The 18,615-nt window shown below is 38.4% G+C and carries 15 protein-coding genes and 1 pseudogene; 8 read left to right on the top strand and 8 right to left on the bottom strand.

Annotated features, from left to right (window positions below; genetic code table 11):
* Positions 1-46: 46 nt before the first annotated feature.
* Complete coding sequence (locus MHH57_RS21495; protein WP_342434503.1) at positions 47-1,021, bottom strand: ring-cleaving dioxygenase; 975 nt, start codon at positions 1,019-1,021, stop codon at positions 47-49.
* 250 nt (positions 1,022-1,271) lie between these two features.
* On the opposite strand from MHH57_RS21495, the gene MHH57_RS21490 reads away from it, so the two are divergent.
* Positions 1,272-1,802 (top strand): GNAT family protein, encoded by a 531-nt coding sequence (locus MHH57_RS21490; RefSeq protein ID WP_342434502.1) that lies wholly within the window; start codon positions 1,272-1,274, stop codon positions 1,800-1,802.
* Positions 1,803-1,912: 110 nt separating this feature from the next.
* Here the strand turns inward: MHH57_RS21490 and traF are convergent, their stop codons facing one another.
* Positions 1,913-2,473, bottom strand: coding sequence for a conjugal transfer protein TraF (traF, locus tag MHH57_RS21485; protein WP_342434501.1), 561 nt, complete (start codon positions 2,471-2,473; stop codon positions 1,913-1,915).
* 418 nt (positions 2,474-2,891) lie between these two features.
* Between traF and MHH57_RS21480 the strand changes: the two genes are divergently transcribed.
* From MHH57_RS21480 to MHH57_RS21465, 4 genes are all read left to right on the top strand, one after another.
* Positions 2,892-3,914, top strand: a complete 1,023-nt coding sequence (locus tag MHH57_RS21480; RefSeq protein WP_342434500.1) for a S8 family serine peptidase — start codon at positions 2,892-2,894, stop codon at positions 3,912-3,914.
* A 326-nt stretch (positions 3,915-4,240) separates the two neighbouring features.
* Positions 4,241-4,975 (top strand): LytTR family DNA-binding domain-containing protein, encoded by a 735-nt coding sequence (locus tag MHH57_RS21475; RefSeq protein ID WP_342434499.1) that lies wholly within the window; start codon positions 4,241-4,243, stop codon positions 4,973-4,975.
* Entirely contained in the window at positions 4,976-6,382 is a 1,407-nt protein-coding gene (locus MHH57_RS21470; RefSeq protein WP_342434498.1) for a GHKL domain-containing protein, read from the top strand.
* A 379-nt stretch (positions 6,383-6,761) separates the two neighbouring features.
* Positions 6,762-6,896: a hypothetical protein gene (locus MHH57_RS21465; protein ID WP_342434497.1), complete on the top strand. Its 135-nt coding sequence runs from the start codon at positions 6,762-6,764 to the stop codon at positions 6,894-6,896.
* A gap of 343 nt (positions 6,897-7,239) precedes the next feature.
* Here the strand turns inward: MHH57_RS21465 and MHH57_RS21460 are convergent, their stop codons facing one another.
* The 4 genes from MHH57_RS21460 to MHH57_RS21445 all read right to left on the bottom strand — a co-directional run bounded on the left by MHH57_RS21460 (position 7,240) and on the right by MHH57_RS21445 (position 13,523).
* A complete protein-coding gene (locus MHH57_RS21460; protein ID WP_342434496.1) occupies positions 7,240-9,777 on the bottom strand; it encodes an ABC transporter permease in 2,538 nt (845 codons plus the stop codon).
* A complete protein-coding gene (locus tag MHH57_RS21455; protein ID WP_342434495.1) occupies positions 9,774-10,451 on the bottom strand; it encodes an ABC transporter ATP-binding protein in 678 nt (225 codons plus the stop codon). The genes MHH57_RS21460 and MHH57_RS21455 overlap by 4 nt, the downstream gene beginning before the upstream one ends.
* A 764-nt stretch (positions 10,452-11,215) precedes the next feature.
* Complete coding sequence (locus MHH57_RS21450) at positions 11,216-12,268, bottom strand: radical SAM protein (RefSeq protein ID WP_342434494.1); 1,053 nt, start codon at positions 12,266-12,268, stop codon at positions 11,216-11,218.
* 22 nt (positions 12,269-12,290) lie between these two features.
* The gene (locus MHH57_RS21445) at positions 12,291-13,523 is read right to left on the bottom strand and encodes a radical SAM protein (protein WP_342434493.1); all 1,233 of its coding nucleotides are present in this window, start codon (positions 13,521-13,523) and stop codon (positions 12,291-12,293) included.
* Positions 13,524-13,806: 283 nt separating this feature from the next.
* Between MHH57_RS21445 and MHH57_RS21440 the strand changes: the two genes are divergently transcribed.
* The 3 genes from MHH57_RS21440 to MHH57_RS21430 all read left to right on the top strand — a co-directional run bounded on the left by MHH57_RS21440 (position 13,807) and on the right by MHH57_RS21430 (position 16,270).
* Positions 13,807-14,766: an ABC transporter ATP-binding protein gene (locus tag MHH57_RS21440; protein WP_342434492.1), complete on the top strand. Its 960-nt coding sequence runs from the start codon at positions 13,807-13,809 to the stop codon at positions 14,764-14,766.
* Positions 14,767-14,768: 2 nt separating this feature from the next.
* On the top strand, positions 14,769-15,395 hold the full coding sequence (locus MHH57_RS21435; protein ID WP_342434491.1) for an ABC transporter ATP-binding protein: 627 nt from the start codon (positions 14,769-14,771) through the stop codon (positions 15,393-15,395).
* 740 nt (positions 15,396-16,135) lie between these two features.
* Positions 16,136-16,270, top strand: coding sequence for a hypothetical protein (locus MHH57_RS21430; RefSeq protein WP_342434490.1), 135 nt, complete (start codon positions 16,136-16,138; stop codon positions 16,268-16,270).
* Positions 16,271-17,185: 915 nt separating this feature from the next.
* Here MHH57_RS21430 and MHH57_RS21425 read toward each other — a convergent pair.
* Together MHH57_RS21425 and MHH57_RS21420 are read right to left on the bottom strand one after the other, a co-directional pair.
* A complete protein-coding gene (locus MHH57_RS21425) occupies positions 17,186-17,476 on the bottom strand; it encodes a hypothetical protein (RefSeq protein WP_342434489.1) in 291 nt (96 codons plus the stop codon).
* 356 nt (positions 17,477-17,832) lie between these two features.
* Positions 17,833-18,509 (bottom strand): annotated as a pseudogene (locus MHH57_RS21420) (ABC transporter ATP-binding protein).
* Between the last annotated feature and the right edge of the window lie 106 nt (positions 18,510-18,615).

Here is an 18,615-nt window from a genome sequence, read left to right as displayed (position 1 = left end):
TGAGTAGGAGTCCCGGCTTTGTGTGATTTTTAGAGCAAATATAACCCTATTCATGTTTGGTGTTGAGCGGCTTGAGATTGGCTTCAATAGATGCGCGGCGCGGCTCCAAGAATGGAGGCAATGCCAGAGATTCGCCCAGAAACTCCAATTCCTCATCGGTGTCAAACCCCGGTCCATCGGTAGCCAATTCAAACAGAATGCCGTTCGGCTCACGGAAGTACAAGGAACGGAAGTAAAAGCGATCTACAAAACCAGAGTTGGAAATTTGCAGCTGCCCAATACGGTCTACCCATTGTTTGAGCTCTTCCTCGGTTTCAACACGGAAAGCTACATGGTGCACACTGCCGCGTCCTGGTCGCTCTTGTGGCAGATCGTTGCGCTCTTCCAGATGCACCTCAGTTCCTGTACCGCCTTCACCCGTTTCATAGATGACCACATCCGGTTGTCCAGCAACAGGGGAAGGATAGGAGCCCTTTTTGCGGAAGCCCATAACCTGTTCAAGAATGAGAATAGTATTCTCCGCTTTGGGAATAGTCAGATGAACCGGTCCAAGTCCTACAATGCCGTATTCGGCAGGGACAGGGCTTTTCTCCCAAGGCGTGCCGCCACGCATTCCGTGATCATGCTCATCTGAAACGAGGAAGAAGCGTTGTCCTTCAAAATCCTCAAACGAAAGTGCCAGGCGTCCCGCTTGATCCGTAATTTCGCCATGTTTTACATCCAGCTGCTCGAAGCGGTTTTTCCAGTAATCCAGTGCCTTGTCATTTGGTACCCGTAGGGAGAGAGCTGAAATGCTGTTATTTCCTGTACGAGTTTGTCCCGCATGTGGAATTTCAAAGAAAGTGACTTCTGTACCCGCAGTTCCACGCTCATCTCCGTAAAAAAGGTGATACACACTAACATCATCTTGGTTCACCGTTTTCTTGATCAACCGAAGTCCCATTACCTGAGTGTAAAAATCAACATTTTTAGCCGCTGCTGCTGTAATCGCCGAAACGTGATGCAATCCTAATAGTTTCATGTCATTATCCTCCTTGGTTTTTATATGATTAGGTTTTTCTAAACAAAATAAACAGTTGAAAAACTTTTCTTTATATTTATTATCTTTATATTAAGATATATTATTTTTGATTGTTTGTCAACTTAAATTACGGTCTTGCTTCAAAGACGGACAAAACTAGAATTTCGAAATAATGCAAAAGCAGATACAATAAAGCCCAATAAGGCCCAATATAGATAGAACGAATTTTATTATAAAAGGAGTGTACTCAATGTATACGGATAAGGATTTAACGATTAGGCCTGTTACAGAAGAAGACCTGCCGGCTCTTTGGACGTTAACTTTTAAGGAAGAAGCACCGGAATGGAAGCAGTGGGATGCACCTTATTATGAACATAAGCCACTTTCTTTTGAGGAGTATTTAAAAGAGAAGGAAAAGCGAATCGGGCAAGATGACTTTTGGATCATTGAAGTGGAGGGTAAGGTCATTGGATCGGTTAGCTACTATTGGGAGCATCAGCCTTCCCAATGGCTTGAAATGGGGATAGGTATCTTTGATTCGCGGTATTGGAGCGGTGGGTACGGTACGAGGGTGCTTCGACTGTGGATCACGCATTTGTTTAATACATTACCTCTAGTAAGAGTGGGCTTTACAACCTGGTCAGGAAACCATCGGATGATGAAGGTGGGGGAGAAACTGGGCATGACCCTCGAAGCCAGGCTTCGCAAGTGCAGATATTATGATGGAGAGTATTATGATTCGATCCGAATGGGGCTTTTACGGGAAGAGTGGGAATTGTGATTAAATTTTAAAGTATAGAAGACTCGCAAGAAGGACGCTTTTTTCAAAGAATTCCATCTTGCGAGTCAAAGTTTCAATGATTTGGATCGATCATTTTGAAATGCGAAAGGTTACTGAGGACAATTGGCAAAAATAGTTAGCAATTCATCCGCATTTGGTCCTGTGCCCACTTGTTGAACAACAACTTTTCCTTCTTTAATATAGGCTAATGTTGGGGTACCTTGTAAATTGATATGATCTCTAAGAAATTGCCCAATGATTGGTCCCCAGTCCCCACCATCCATGTTGTAATAATAGATAGGTTGTGATATCTGAGAAGAAAATTCTTTTAAAATGGGAGAGAATTCACGACAATAGTAGCAGCTGGGTCTGCCTATATAAAAGTAAAAACCTTCTCCCGAGTTGAATTTGTCCATGGTTTCATTCGCATTCAGTCTAGGCAGATCTTTTACATTATTCTCGTATTCTTCAACAGTCGGATTATTGTCATTTTGCTCTATCGCCGTAGAATTCTTATATTCTGCGTTATATTTATTGTCATTTTGCTCTATCGCCGTAAAATTCTTATGTTCTGCAGCATAGTTAGTATCATTAGCAATGAAAAAGCTTGTCAAACACATACAAAATATAAAAGCTATTTTGAACGGTAGAAATTTTTGTTTTTTTATCATAAGGAACCTCCAAATTATTTTTTTTTGCGTGATTAACTAATTTTCCGGACATATAATTATTTTGATTATCACCTTCTTAAAATATTTATACGGAGCCTTAACAGACTATTGAGATTAATTGCTTCCAGATAGCCTGTATTCTTAAGTTGTAGTTAATCTATGAATAAGGTTACTACGGTTGATCTATGTAGAAATATTACTGTAATAATCAGCGCATATTGTGTCATTTTTCGTCTTGCTGAATACTCTAGTAACTCGTAATTATAAATGGTCAGCATTGAAATTTTAATACATTTTTATCGGAAATTTGCTTTTTATAGCATTAAATTGGTTATTTTATCACTTACACATTCTATATCAAACTAAAGTGCTAATTTATATATAGCATTCTATAAATTTGATAGGATAGGTGAAGACTATGTTTAACAACAAACAAGTAGTCATAATTGATACTGGAATAGACATGACGAATCGTAGCTTAAGTAAACATGTTATAGACGGAGTGAGATTTCAATATTCAGGAGACGAAATTATCGAGGATAATGATTTTCAGGATGACCATGGGCATGGAACTTCTGTGGCAGATACGATTGTGCAAATTTTTAATGAGGCTCAATTTTACATCATAAAAATAGCAAATGAAGAAGGGAAAACGAGTACCAGACTCTTGCATGTGGCGTTGAAGAAATGCCTTAATCTGAATATTAAATATATATGCATAAGCATTTCCGTTACTTCAGAAGGATACTATCAGCAACTTAGCCAAATTACACAGCAGTTAGTAGATCAAAATAAACTTATTTTTGTATCTGTAAAAAATGGTAGTCAGAGTAGTTATCCAGCTAGTCTGCCTACTGTCATTGGTGTAAATGGGCAAATGTTTTGTTCAATTGAGTCATTTTTATTTTCAAAAAATAAAAAGATCCAAGCCGTATTTGATGAGGCACCAATTTTTGTCTATACACTTGCCGAACGGTTTACCTTTTTTAAAGGTACTTCTAAAGCGAATGCTCTTTGTGTGGGGAGAAGTATGCAACTGATCTCTTCTGAGGTGACAAACTCTGTCTTTTATAATGAAGATATTACGTTTTCAGAGGTTAATGATATTCTTGAACGCAGTGCTTTGGAATATGAGGTGACAGTACCTGAATTTAAACCTATCCTTGATGCTGATGTGGATAGTAATTTAGTAGAAAAATTTGGCAGGTATATAGAAAAAGCGATTTATGAAACCACTAATCTTGAAATTGATATCCATTCTTTATATAAAGGTCCTTTTATTTCTGAGTTAACTGGAATAACTTTTAATAATTTTGGTGATTTTTGGAGTAGCTTAGAAAAAGAGTTGAATTATACCTTAAAAGATTATCACAATATACATATATTAAATGTATGTTCTCTTGTTGCATTGTTGAAGTACTTGGAGGAGCTAGGTATTTAATCGAATTAAGATGTTTGAAATCTATATTTTTAGTATTTAAATAAAAATATAGAAAATGTATTTATTTAGAAAAAATATTTGATTATAGAAAACTTTAAATGGTATACTATATATGTAATTAGTAAGCGCTATATAATAAATAAGATTAACTTTGAAACTACATAATAAACCCAGCAAAGAGGGGATTAGAATTGTGCTGGGCATGACCGGAAATCATACTGTTCCTTGCAACTAAGAATTAATTCATTGATGTGAAGATCATAGGTTAACTTATACACGATACTTTACAATTAAGAATGATTAATGTATGTAGGGATGTGGATCCGATGTTAAACATCGCTTTGTGTGATGATACAAATGTGGAGCTGGCCCGGGTGGAGAAGTTTACATTAGAATATCCTTTTACCAAAGTAGAAGTTGATACTTTTGGAAGCGGGGAAAAATTGCTGCAATATGTAGCTAGGAATAAAGCTGAATACAATATTTATCTGCTTGATATTGAGATGGCGGATATGGATGGTATTAGTTTAGCCAAAAAAATAAGAGAATTTGACAATAAAGCTGTAATTATCTTTGTAACCAATTATGACGAATACATGCCAGACGTATTTAAAGTACAAACCTTTGATTACATACTGAAACCTGTGAATAAAGAAACCCTTTTTGAGGTTCTTCAAAGAGCTGATCACTATTTACATAGTTCACATAGTTATTTTGAGTTTAGCTATGAACGAAATAAGCTCATTATAAACGAAGATGAAATTATGTACTTTGAGAAAAGTGGGAGGGCTGCTCATATTTATACAGAGACAAAAGAATATAAGTGTAATCAGACAACTTCACAAATACTTGCTCAACTTGATCCGATGGCTTTCACTCAGATTCATGCTTCGTATATCATTAACCTGAAATACGTTGTGGGAATAAAATGTGAAAATATTATGATGAAACGGATCGTAAATGGCGAAATTCAGGAAACTTATTTGGAACTACCGATCAGTAGAAAGTATAAAAAAGATTTTAAACAAAAAATGATGAATTATATGAGGAAGAGATTCTAATTGGAAAGAGTCATGTTTGATTTTATACTAAATTCTTTTGATATTTTCATTATAAGTAGATTTCTGAATAAAGTTTTATTTACTAAAAAGGGACTTTCGACGGAGAAAATCTGGCTGTTTACGATTGCATTAATAGGTCTGACAGTAGTCGGTATGTACTTTTTGAAAACAACATTTGATGTTATGCTAAATGTTGTTCCAGTGTTCACTATACTTTGTTTTTACCCAAAAAATCATATAACAACAAAACTGTGTTGGGGTACAGTTGTAATTGCAATTGAAATCTTATCTGTAGGAGTATGTTGCGCCATCATGAATGCTTGTTTTCCAAATGTACTCCTTACATCAGATAATGTATCTTATTATTACGAAGCGGGTGCTCTCCTCTCAGAAATCAGTAAATTTTTCTTTTTTTTATGGGTCCCTTTACTTTTTAAAATAGATGTTTATAAAAGAGAAACTACTCTGCATTATTTATACATGTGTTTGTTTGCAGTTCCTATCATAACTCTTTGCATGTTGTGCAGTCATTTTGATTTGATTTTAAGATCAGGTAAGAACCCAAATGAGTGGTTAAGTGTAATTTCTATGATTGGTGTTTTATCAATCAATATCATCATGTTAATTATTTATGAACAATTAAGCCGAATGTACGGCGAAATGATAGAGCAGGAATTATTAAACTTCAATCTTAAAGCAGAAAATAAACACTATGATAATCTGGAGAAATCGCAAAAAGAAATTCGGAGAATCAGGCATGATATGAGAAATGAACTGTTGACCTTAAAAGGATTGCTGAAAGAAAATAATGTTGAGGCAGCAGAGGGGTTTATAGAAGAAATTCTCTCAGATATTAAATGTACTGAAACTCAGAAATATTCACCGAACAATGTACTTAATTACGTACTCACGGAGAAAATAAATTTGGCTACTGAAAAAAACATTTTAGTGAATGTTGATAGTTTTCTTCCAGGAAAATTTTCTCTAAATAATAATATTATAGCCGTTGTATTTGGTAATTTGCTGGACAATGCAGTAGAGGGTTGTGACAAGATAACCGAAGGTGAGAAAACAATGGACATAAAAATAAAATATCACGAAAGGCAGCTTTATATAGAAATTTCCAATACTTTCAATCCGGGGTTCATAAATAGTGATTTTATAAGTAATAAAAAGAATAGAAGAAACCATGGTTTTGGATTGAAAAGTGTCAAGCAGATCGTAAAAGAAAACTCGGGAATCCTGGATATAAGGACTGTAGGAGATAGGTTTTATGTCAATATTATATTATGGGACTTATATGATGATGTCTGTAAAATAGATTGTGTAAACTCCCAAAACCATTACAATGAAAATCAAAGAAAGGTTGGGGAGCGCACATGGGATTTTGAACGAAACAGCAATTGAGAAAATTCATCAAAGAGAACAAGCTAGTGACGGCTCAAGATGCACGAGTTCTGGCTTAGCCTACAAGAGCTGAAAAACCGGAGCGTTCAGGATATTCCCATTACTTGTGCGGGCCACTAACGGGCTTCTCTCAAGCGATTATATCCCCAGACGGAAATTCCAAAATATTTGGCAACTTGTTGGACAATGCAATAGAAACATGTGACAAGATATTCGAGGGTGAAAAAACAATTGATATAAAAATAAAGTATCATCAAAAGCAAAACTTTGTATCGAGAAAAATGGTCTTTTATGTCAAAAAATACGTCGATTTGTACAGCTGAGATATTAGGAAGCATTTTCGATGTAAAATAGAAAGAGGAAAGGTGGTGAGATGATCATGGAAAAACTCGAAATTTTAGCAGCAGTAGATTTTGATATGGAAGTGCAAGGTATTTGTGATGATGGTTCGTGTTTGTATGATTGTGAAACACCAGACGGTCATTGTGATGCAGTTGTGGTAAGGTTCTGGTAATAAGAGCTACTCAAGGACTTATTTAAATGATTAACGACAAAAAGGAGAGGTAGAGATACTTCTTCTTTTTGCGTTCTATGGGTTTGCCTATAATTTCGTGTAACTATTTCAATGAATCCCCCCCGAGGGGACTCGCGTTTCTAACGCAAGTGGTCGCCTACGCTGACCGGAAAGAAGACAGAAAGCCGGAGAAGTATTTGCATCCTAGCTCGCGGCTGTCCATTTGCGTGTGATATAGATCGTCGTCAGAGCCCAAAATACTGTTGAACAACTAAGAAATGGCCCAGCCAGAAGTTTTGGCAGGGCCATTTCTTTTGCTGACCAGGCAAAAGAAATGGGATATTTATTCTGCTGTTCGAAGTCGTTCCACGATACTTTTCCCACCGCTCAGAGAATAAATTGCGAGAGGAAGACATATCCCAAATGCCAACAGAACAGGCAACACGGCGATCAACGGCCAGACTATAAAGTGATAACTCATAAACCACATTACGTTACTCAAGGGTTTCGCAACCAAGACGGAAAATAGGCTTCCTAATAAGATGGAACATATGCTGGTGCCGAGTACAAAGTACAGCCCCTCATAAATGAGCATTGTCTTTAATTGTTTGTTGGTCATGCCGATGCTTTGCAGTATAGCAAATTCTTGGCGGCGGGTCAAAATGCTGGTTAGAAGCGCGTTTGCAAAATTAAGGATGCCAATCAAACCAATAATTACGCTGAGCGTACCGCCGATCATCACAATGGTATTTTGCATACCTGAAAACTCTCTCATTACGGTAGATTTGGATCGATAGTCCATCACTGGCTCCTTTGTTTCGGTATAGCTCTTCAAAAAGCTCTCCATCGTTTTTTCTTTACTGTTGGATACATTAAAGGCATAGCTCATCACCACAGGCTTCTTCACAAGCGTTTTGTAGATATCTGCCGGGAGGTAGAAGTTAGCATAACTAGCACCGGCTATATTCAAATTGGTTCTCACGCTAACATGACCAAGCACTGTGAATTCATGGCTAGTATACTCTTGATTCAGCGAAGCTTTTGCTGTACCCATATAGTTATGAAGAGTAATCTTTTCACCCACCTTATATTTTGCATTTTCCAAATGCGGCTTGTTATTGTCATCCAGGTCAACGTTCTCCAGAATGTACTTCCCCGATGCCAGCTTACCATAATCAAGCTCACCGTCAATTAATTGTAGTCGATGAAGGGGTAACTCTTCCAGCCCATATGCTATTATAGGCAAGTTACCGTGAGCGTCGGTTTCGTACCCCTCTTTGTTCTCTTTATACTCGACAGTGAGTACATTACTGCCACTGTACAATCGGCCGCCTTCTTCAAAACCGGGTTGTGCCTGTACGGCCTGAATATAGCTTTCCGTCGTCGCGTTGTCAGGGCCGGTGAAATGTTCTTGAAAATAATCAGCATGCGCAATCAGAAAGTCAGTATCATGAAATTTTGACAAATACTTATCCATATCCATATTCTGGGATAATGTGAATGCAGTGTTTAGTAGCACCAGACTTAGAGAAAGACTGATCACCACCAAAGTGGTCCGCTTCTTATTGCGCCCCAAGTTGGCGCGAGCCATCAGTGGCATTTTAGCACCGTTGGTCGATTTTTTCAGTTTGTTCCTGCCCTTTGTCTTGGCGCCTCCGTCTACGTACCTTACCGCCTCGACCGGAGACACAGCCGCAGCAATCCTGCCTGGTTTAAAGGTGCTAATGATTACGGTAATCACAGCGAACAGAGCGGATCCGATAAAAATCCATGGGCTGGGGGACACGGTTACCTCGGTATTTGAGTGCATAGAAGTGTTCATAAGCAGTGGAACAAGCGATTTGCCGACAAAAAATCCTGCTAGCAGGCCGATGGGAACCCCGATCAAAGAAAGAAATAATGCCTGTCTGCGAATGATCCGGCGGATTTGCTTTCTGCTTGTGCCGATGGTTTTTAGAAGACCGTAGAAACGGATATCGCGCATCACCGAGATTTGGAAAATATTATAGATGATCAAGTAGCCGGTAAATATGATCAGCAGCAGACCGGAAGCCAGGACAAGGACGGTTCCCGGATCCGAACTGAAATTGGTGGAAAGATACGACCAGTTAACATTATTGTTAATATAGTTCGGCGCATTTTTGTCAAGGGAATAACCGCTTTCTATAATCACTTTATTAAGCTTTTCCTGCAGGTTCAAGCTGTTATCAAACATGATGTTCGCATTGATGACTCCGGTCTGATCATTGTCTTGCTTATATGTGCTGCGTAATTCTTCGGCATGAGCATCCACATAAGCTTTAGAAGCAAAGATTTGACCTGCGTTAAACACGGGGTCACTCTTCCACCAGCCGGAGAGGATAAAGTCACGCTGCACCTTTTTGCCGTGGATCTTAAGCTTCAGGGTCAATGGGGCGCCCTCTTTCAGGGGAATACCCAGTAACTGCAGGGTAGTGGAGTCCGCGATAACTTCATTTTCCGCCACCGGTTTGTGGCCTTTTTCCAGCACAATAAATCCCTGCTTCAGCCCTACATCGTCATAATACCAGAACTCCGTATGGCGCTTTAAAAATTGCTCGTTTGTCACCTTTTTACTTAACAAACGGCCATACGCTATCTCCTTAATAAGAGGGTGGTCTTTGACACGATTAAATTCCTCATCCGTGAGATATTTGAGTAGAGCATGCCCCCCCCCACCGGCCTGCCGCATCGTTGCCTGCTGCAAGCTTTCCATAGTGCCAAGCCCCATAGTAAACAGGGTTGTAAATAACAAGGCGGTTAAGGCAATAGCGATGATCGCAATAATATTGCGGGTTTTATTCACTTTAAAACTTTTATCTGATAAATTACGAACCGCCTTATTGTTTTTTACTTTGATCATCTGATCGCACCGCCAACCATTTTACCGTCCTCAATGCGGATGATGCGGTCCGCCATCTGCGCGATTTCTTCATTGTGGGTAATCATCACCATCGTTTGGCCGAACTGCTGGCTGGATACTTTAATCAACCCCATGACATCCAGACTGGTTTTGCTGTCCAGGTTGCCGGTAGGCTCGTCGGCCAAAATAATGGCTGGTTTCGCCGCCAGCGCTCTTGCAATGGCTACCCGCTGCTGCTGTCCCCCCGAAAGATTGCTCGGTAGATTGTTTAATTTGTTCTCAAGACCCAGCGTATTTGCAATTTTGGCCAGATAGGCTTTGTCCGGTTGTTTCCCATCCAGTTCAATGGGGAGCACAATATTCTCGTAGGCATTTAAGACTGGAACTAGATTGTAATTCTGAAAAACAAAGCCAATCTTTCGTCTGCGGAAAATGGTCAATTCTTCATCTTTCAGGGAATAGATATCCTTGCCGTCAACGGTGACGTTTCCGCTTGTCGGCCGATCCAGCCCACCGAGCATATGCAGTAGGGTGGACTTGCCGCTGCCGGATGTACCAATGATGGCCACAAATTCTCCATTGTCTACCTCCATGTTTACTCCGTCCAACGCATGAACCGCCATATCTCCGCTGCCGTAAGTTTTTCTTAGCTCTCTGGTTTCTAATATCTTCATTTTGCTCTCCTTCTAACAAAAATGTCTGTATCGTAGTTACCTACAGTACAGACATTATCATAATAATCTTTCCACAATCTTTCTGAAATCTAACAGTGTTGAAAGATTTATTTGGGCGGAGTGAAGGGGGTAAAGAATCTACAAAGAACAGTACTTGGTTGAATAATTCTTAAATAAAGTGAATAACTCCATCGCCTGGCGACTGCTTTGATTAATTAGCCTGCACGTTTCGGGACTTACTGATGTTGGCTTCAATTATGGTCTAGCTTATTCTTCCGTTCATTTCCCCACGGACGCAGCGGCCTTACGTCGTTGTTGATAGGCCTGTTCTGAGGTACTCGCTCTTATGCACCCCTCCTCCGAATGACGATGGATCTCTGGGCTTACTGTAGCGTGATGCCGTCCGATTTTACGAGCGATGGCTCTCGCGCTCCATCCTTGTTGATGGAGGATTTTTGGCTTGCTACGTTCGATTATGCTAAGATGTGAGTAGCTCATGGTGTGATTATCCTTGTGTAAGTGGTGTAGGCAGCTTCATTTTACACGAATCAGGCCACGAGCCTTTTTTATTTCCTTAGCAGGTGTCGCACTTCATATAACAATCCTTATTTTACAAAAAATGGCTTGAAGCGTAGCCAAGAAAAGCAATTGGCCATACTTCAAGCTATGGAACAAGAGTTATTACAAAGCAAGAGAGGAGGAGTTTGACCAGTGTTTATTTATGCTGAAGTGATCATACCAATTACATGCAGGTATACTTATCATCAGTTATTTGATTTTAGTGAGAATTTTTCCAATATATAGTCATAACTCTTTACGGTAGAATAGTGTATTTTTTGAGCTGTACAGAATACGGGGGAGGATTTGTAGAAATTTTCAGTTTGAATTTTGTTAATAATTTTACACATTTTACTTCGGCAGTTGTTATACATAGCACACTTTGAACAGACTCCTTCATCTCTCTGATTGATTTTATCTAAATTTGATAAACGGGTATCATTTAAACCAGTAAATACACTGCCCATTGCGAATTCGTCGTGTCCTACTGCAAGAATACAAGGGTATAGTTTTCCATCACTGGAGATATGAAAGCTTGTATGACAACCATCACAGATACCTCTTGGTCGGAAATATTCATTCTTGAAATTGTATAAAAAGTACTGCGCTTTGGTAAAATCCTTTTTAACCATGTGGGAAAAGATTTCGTTGAGATTCTGCCGATAGATCTCCATAAGCTCTTTGTCCCAATTCATATCATCTTCATCCAGAGCGAATGCCACAACCGGACAACCTTTCTCATGAAGATAAATATAGTTGTCAGCCAGATGTGAAACGTTGTTGGGCGTGACTGTCATTCTCACCCGGTAAAATTGGGCTTGGCTGTTTAAATAGTCAATCGTTTTAATGACGCGCTCATAACTGCCCTGTCCATTTTTGTACACTCTATTGATATCGTGGCTTTCCTGCTTTCCATCCACGCTTATGGTTAATTCAACCTGACTTGCGACGTAATCAAGCATCTCTTTATTGTAAGTCGTACCGTTTGTTGTCATTGTAAAAGCAATGTTTCCAGGGAATTTGGATTTTAATTCTTCAATAAGAAAATAAATGATCGAATAATTAAGCAGCGGTTCTCCGCCATGTAAGCCTATATGAATTTTGTCTTTATGTTTTGCAGGATTTGCAGCAAGTGTTTTTTCAGTAAATTCAATAGCTTTGGTAGCGGTTTCCTGATCCATTGTTTTTGGAGCTTTATTGACGTAGCAATATTTGCATCTCAAATTGCAATCTTCGGTTACCCAATAGGTAAAATTCATTTCGTACTCTCCTTATCGTGATCTAGTCTTTCCACACAAGCTGTTGAAGTTCTGCTTTTTGTTTTTGACATACCGTATCAAACAGCTTTTTGTTTTGATGTAGAAAATGGATATTGCTGATGCAATGGTGACAAAATAAATTAACGTCACAGTCCTTACAGGATTCAACATTCCAGGGTCTTACACGATCAATGGGAGAATAGTCTGTTTTTAAGTTTCCGTTAGTTATGAGTTCTACTAAATTTTCATCAAATACATTTCCTAACACAAAATCTTCCGACTCCATTAATCCTCCACATGGGTAAATATTACCATCCCCTCCGATAAACAGTTCCCTTTTTCCTGGCGAACATAATCGACAATGAAGATCTTGGGAGGCAGTGTCATCTATAAAGGATTTTTCAGGAAAAATTTCTTCGCTGTGTACTCCTGCTCTGCCTGCTGGTGTTAAGATACGAACGATGGGCTCCACCTTTAATTGCTCACACAGTTTAAGGAACCGTTCCCTTCCTCCATCAAGGGTATAGTTGGTAATCGTCATCGATAAAGCGATTTTCTGTAATCCCTTACTCTGAAGCAATTTGATACTTTTTATTACTCTATTAAAAACGCCTCTGCCTCTAATTTTTGCGCAAGTTTCTTCATCATACCCATCTACACTAAAGGAAACCTTATCAACATACTTAAGCAGCTGTTCACCGTTCTTTTCAGAAATAAAAAGACCATTCGTTGATAGCAAAATAACACCTTCAAACTTGCGTCTTAGGTGGGCCAAAATGTCCATGATATCCATACGCATCATAGGTTCTCCGCCGGTCACATTAATAGCCTTGGGCTGAAGCAAGACGAGCTGATCAATAAGTTCTTTTATTTTTTTTGTTGTTAAAGCGTCGGTGAACTTGATATCAGCGGAAGCGCTGCAATGTTTACATTTCAGGTTGCATTTATTCGTCAATGCCAGATACACGACATCTAAGGATTCTTTATAGATATTGGTTAACTGGTTCTCAGTTAGAATACATTCGATATTCATTAATCCATGAAAAAGGTTCTTTAAATTTTTAATGACTTCAGCGTGCGGTGAACTTTCCGTGGGGGTGAGGAACAACTCGGTTTCTCCTGCATCTACCATTTCCTTCAGTGCATGATAATAAGATGTAGATGTTTTCAGAAAATTACCTGTTTTTGTATTAGCAATAATGGCTTGATTGTTATGAAGCAACTCACGCAAGTAAGGATTAAAAACGTACTTCATGATCGATTCCCCTCTCATGCAATCTATTTCCCTACAATAAATACATCATTATTTTTTCGAGAAATAGTTTATATGTCATAATCCGATGTTTTACTGACAAAATGAACAGAAAATCAGTTAAATCAAAAACAAGCGAACGGTATATTATGACAGGAAAAAGGCGCTTAATGTCATGAACAGGGGAAATGGGGCGTTAAGCTGTAAAATGAATAGCGGTGTATATAGAAAATGCGACAAATGACGCTAACTATATTTTTTTATAGTTACACTGGGGGGTTAAAATATGTTAAAAAAATATAATTGGATTGTTACCGGTGTCAATCATTTTAATATCTTTGTTATTGTGATATTAGTTTTTCAAACTTTAGATACAGTAGTTAGCATGTTACTTCCTCAATTTATAAGTAGGATTATTGACGCGGGTTTGGATTCGCAAGATGTTTCTTTAATCATGGAATTTATGTTGATATCCATCGGCTTATATGTTTTATCACATTTATTTGCTCTGTTCTCTGAATTTATCTTTACAGAATTAGCGAAGCGAATATCTTACAATCTGAAGCAAAAGTTATTGACAAAAATTTTTATTTTACCAGGCGAAACAGTTAATACACACAATGATAAATTGTTATCTTTGTTTATGAACGACATAGGAATTATAGAAAGATTGGTGTCGAACGGCATACCGATGTTTATATCTAACCTGCTTTTTCTAATTGTAATTAGTACCGTGCTACTTTTTTATAACTATATATTATTTATTGTTATCCTTATGGTCATGCTACTAATCTTATTGAGTCAAATATACTTTAATAAAAAAATTACCCAAAGAAGTAAATTGGTTATGGAAGCCTATGACGATTCTGTTTTTTACATTAGGGGTACGCTCCATTCCATTCTTTATTCCATTGGAATGGGGTTGAAGGACTATGTTCTTGGCAAATATATGCCCTTGGAGGAGAAGTCACTTGAGGCAAATAGAAAAAGGGGAAATACCTTTAAAATAGCTGCTACTGTTCCTTCTGTTATTATTTCTGTTGGGAATGTTCTTCTTTTAGGGATCGGTGCGATGATGGTTATAAACGGTCAAACAAGCATTGGTATATTAACGGTGTTTGTTTATTATTCCAATCAAATTATAGGGCCCATTAAAGGCGTAACTAACTATGTAGCCGGTTGGAAACAAGCTAAAGTGTCTATCGAGAGAGTTGAGTTAATTATGAAGGCCGAAGAGGTGGATTAACATTGAATATAGAATTCAAGGACGTCAGTTATAGTTATAACGGATTGGAAAAAGCCTTATCACATATTTCCTTCTCTGTGTATAGAAACGATATATTTTGTCTTTCCGGACGTAATGGGGCTGGAAAAAGCACGCTATTAAAGTTATTAACAAAAATCAATTGTAATTATACTGGTGATATTTTGTTGGATGGCAAAGAGCTGAGAAACTGGAAACGGGAGGAGGTTAGCGATAAAATAGGAATTTGTTTTCAGGAACCTGTGATGTATATGGATACAATCATGAATAACATAACGTTGGGAAAGCAAGGGATCCCAATTGAGCAGTTGAATGTTTATATTGAATTATTGGATACCGAAAACTTTATCCAAGGGCATGGTGAGAATCAAGTCATTGGAAAGAATTTCTCCTTATCAGGGGGACAACAGCAACTCATTTCTATATTGCGGAATATCTATGTCAATAAAGAGGTATTAATTTTTGATGAACCAACTTCAAACTTGGACAGTGTTGTAAAAAAACTTTTCATTACGATTCTGGATGAACTTAAACAAAGTCACACCATTATATTGATTACTCATGATAGCGAAGTGGAGAGCAAATATAATAAAATACTGTTCAATAACTAAGAAATGACCCAGCCAGAAAATGAAGTGCACCCCTTAGAATAAAAACTGGAATAAAACTCTAGTTTATCCATTAAATCTTAGGGGGTGCATTTTTTATGCCAGCGAAAAAGGGCATTCAGGCGCTGTAGCATCACCAATATATAGTTAGGTTGAGTCAACGCTTCACTTACAGGGCGTCATGTCGGGAACCCTGTGTTTCAATAACTTGAAGGGGTTGACATTTCGGCTCGTAAAGCAACATGAAGTTTAATGCCTGCACGCTCTCCGTGATAGGGGGACCAAGGTAACCGTGTTTTCCAAACGTTCTGGTGGTCAAATCGATGAGTAGCAATTCTTTGGGAAAGGTGAGACTTTGGCGGCTTTGGTGGAAAAACGCGAATAATGAATAAGCAGATCTACACCGGATTGATAACTGTCCCATTGTTCTAAGGCAGCTACACTAATGAAGTAAATGGGTTAACGTGAATTTACGCGCCTTGTTTTCATAACAGGATAGATGTAAACATGGATAGAATTCTTCATGAGATCGTTCTCTTTCTGAGTCGCTTGGTGGTACAAACGATTCTACAGAAAATAGGGTCTTTTTTTTCAATATTTTTTGGTTATTCAACAGTATTTTATTTATGGTATAAACCACTTTTTTCAAACCCAATTATGCCAAATAAAGTGCTGTTTTTTACAATAGAAAAAAAAGAGGTATGTTTAATGATAATTTAATAGTGAAAGGAGGTGAAAATATCATGGAAAAAATTGATTTTTTGGAAACTATGGATTTTGATATGGAAGTACAACAGAAATGTGATCCTGATAATTGTAGAGCAGATTGTATCGAATCCCCTGGAAATTGTAGTTCTAATACCACCCAATGGTATTGATTGGTGAAAGAATGATTTTGTCTAACTAAAATTACTGTTTAACTGACGAAAAGGAGAAGTAGCAATACTTCTTCTTTTTCTTATATATTTTCAAATTCAAATATAAACGTCGTGTTTGACTTTTGTTCTAATACCGATCCTACTCAAGTTTACAGATGCAGGTTTTTGGAAACTTTTGATTTTTGTACCTTGCTCGTACGTTTTTTTTAAAAATACGTTTCCTAATTTTATCTATAAACAGATTTAATACCATTGTCCTTAATGACCAATACTTTCTGGTCGCTATTCCGGACTTTCACTGTATAGTTAGTTAACACTCATACTAGGTGTTCAAGAAATAAGACAACCAAAAGTTCCTGGCTGGCCTATTATGCTACAATGCCCGACCGGGCGAAATCTAATCGCAAATCTACTCGGACTCTCGAAGCCGCTCCACGATACTCTGTTTGTCATTCATAGAATAGACTGCTACTGGAATGAGTATCCCAATCACAAACAGTAAAGGCAGTAAGACTAATAGTGGCTAATTATAAAGTGATAGTTTAAAAACCATATGATACTGCCCATGGGTTTCACAATCGAAATAGAAAATACGGTTGCAAATAGCATAGAGAATACGCTGGTGCCGAGCATATAATATATTCCTTCCTAGATGAAAATGGCCCGCAACTGTTTTTTGGTCATGCCAATGCTTTCCAGCATAGCAATTCCTTGTGACGGGTCAGTATGCTAGTTAGAATGGCGTTAGCGCTATGATTCTTTCCTGTATCCATACTGAAGTTGGTCGAAAGATAGGACCAGTTGACATTATGAGTCATATATAGGCGAATCTTTCTCAAGGGAATAACCACTATCCGTAATCACTTTGTTGAGTTTCTCTTCCATATTCAAGCTATTATCACATGAGGTATGCATTTACAATTCCTGTTTGATCATAGTTTTGTCTTCCACGCTGTAAGTGCTTTGCAGTTCATCTGCATGCGCATCTACATAGGGGCTGGAAGTGAAGATTTGTCCTGTGTTAGCTGTGGGATTGCTTTCCCACCAGCCAGATAGAATCAAATCACGCTTCACTTCTTTGCCGTGAATTTCAAGCCGCAGCGTCAGTGGTGCACCCACCTTCAAGGGAACTCCCAACAATTGTAGAGTTTTGGAGTTCGTGATAGCTTCTTTTTCTGCTACCTTTTTGTAGCTTGATAAGTCCAAGCTTCAACCCCACATCGTCATAATACCAAAGCTCTGCACGATGCTTTATAAATTCCTCGTTTGTAACTTTATTGCTTAATAGTTTGGCATAAGCTATTTCTTTGATCAATGGATGATCCTTGACATGATTAAATTCGTCATCCGTTATATATTTAAGTACGGCATGTCCATCTCCACCGACCTGTCGCATGGTCGCCCGTTGTAAGTTTCCCCAGCGCCAATCCCCATAGTGAACAGTGTTGTAAATAGCAATGAGGTTAGTGCTATGGCAACAATAGCAAAGAGGTTACGGGCTTTGTTTACTTTGAAGCTCTTCTCTGATAAATTACGAATTACTTTTTTGTTCTTTACCTTGATCATTTTGTATCACCGCCGACAATTTTACCGTCTTCAATACGGATGATGCGGTCTGCCATCTGCGCGATTTCTTCATTATGAGTAATCATTACCATCTTTGGGCGAACTGTTGGCTGGATACCTTGATCAATCCCATCACATCTAGACTGGTTTTACTGTCCAGGTTCCCGGTGGGTTCATCTGCTAAAACAATTGCAGGTTTCGCTGCCAATGCTCTGGCAATAGCTACACGTTGCTGTTGTCCACCGGAAAGATTGTTTGGCAGATTATTCATTTTGTGGTCAAGGCCCAAGGTATGTACTATTTTATCTATGTGGGCTTTGTCTGGTTCTTTACCGTCCAGTTCAATAGGAAGCACAATATTTTCGTAGACATTCAAGACAGGTACCAGGTTGTAATTTTGAAACACGAAGCCAATCTTTCGTCTGCGAAAAATAGTCAATTCTTCGTCTTTTAATGTAAAAATATCCTTGCCGTCAATCGTAACGTTTCCACTGGTTGGACGATCAAGTCCACCCAGCATATGGAGAAGGGTGGATTTGCCACTCCCGGACGTACCGACAATAGCGACAAATTCACCGCTTTCCACCTCCAGATTCACGCCGTCTAAGGCATGAACAGTAGTATCTCCGTTCCCGTAATGCTTCCTTAATGCCTGAGTTTTCAATAGAGCCATATACGTTCTCCTCCACAAAAAAATGTCTGGATCGTAGTCATCTACAGTACAGACATTAACACACTGATCTTTCTACAATCTTTCTGAAATCTAACGGTATTGAAAG

This window comes from Paenibacillus sp. FSL H7-0442 (genome assembly GCF_038593105.1).
In the GTDB taxonomy this organism is placed as follows: Bacteria; Bacillota; Bacilli; order Paenibacillales; family Paenibacillaceae; genus Paenibacillus; species Paenibacillus polymyxa_D.
Note: the sequence above shows the minus strand (reverse complement) of the source record. Positions and strands in the feature narration are given on the sequence as shown.

Excerpts from the sequence above, each read along its gene's own strand:
- MHH57_RS21495 (WP_342434503.1), bottom strand. The coding sequence starts at position 1,021 with ATGAAACTATTAGGATTGCATCACGTTTCGGCGATTACAGCAGCAGCG.
- MHH57_RS21490 (WP_342434502.1), top strand. The coding sequence starts at position 1,272 with ATGTATACGGATAAGGATTTAACGATTAGGCCTGTTACAGAAGAAGAC.
- traF (WP_342434501.1), bottom strand. The coding sequence starts at position 2,473 with ATGATAAAAAAACAAAAATTTCTACCGTTCAAAATAGCTTTTATATTT.
- MHH57_RS21480 (WP_342434500.1), top strand. The coding sequence starts at position 2,892 with ATGTTTAACAACAAACAAGTAGTCATAATTGATACTGGAATAGACATG.
- MHH57_RS21475 (WP_342434499.1), top strand. The coding sequence starts at position 4,241 with ATGTTAAACATCGCTTTGTGTGATGATACAAATGTGGAGCTGGCCCGG.
- MHH57_RS21465 (WP_342434497.1), top strand. The coding sequence starts at position 6,762 with ATGGAAAAACTCGAAATTTTAGCAGCAGTAGATTTTGATATGGAAGTG.
- MHH57_RS21460 (WP_342434496.1), bottom strand. The coding sequence starts at position 9,777 with ATGATCAAAGTAAAAAACAATAAGGCGGTTCGTAATTTATCAGATAAA.
- MHH57_RS21455 (WP_342434495.1), bottom strand. The coding sequence starts at position 10,451 with ATGAAGATATTAGAAACCAGAGAGCTAAGAAAAACTTACGGCAGCGGA.
- MHH57_RS21450 (WP_342434494.1), bottom strand. The coding sequence starts at position 12,268 with ATGAATTTTACCTATTGGGTAACCGAAGATTGCAATTTGAGATGCAAA.
- MHH57_RS21445 (WP_342434493.1), bottom strand. The coding sequence starts at position 13,523 with ATGAAGTACGTTTTTAATCCTTACTTGCGTGAGTTGCTTCATAACAAT.
- MHH57_RS21440 (WP_342434492.1), top strand. The coding sequence starts at position 13,807 with ATGTTAAAAAAATATAATTGGATTGTTACCGGTGTCAATCATTTTAAT.
- MHH57_RS21430 (WP_342434490.1), top strand. The coding sequence starts at position 16,136 with ATGGAAAAAATTGATTTTTTGGAAACTATGGATTTTGATATGGAAGTA.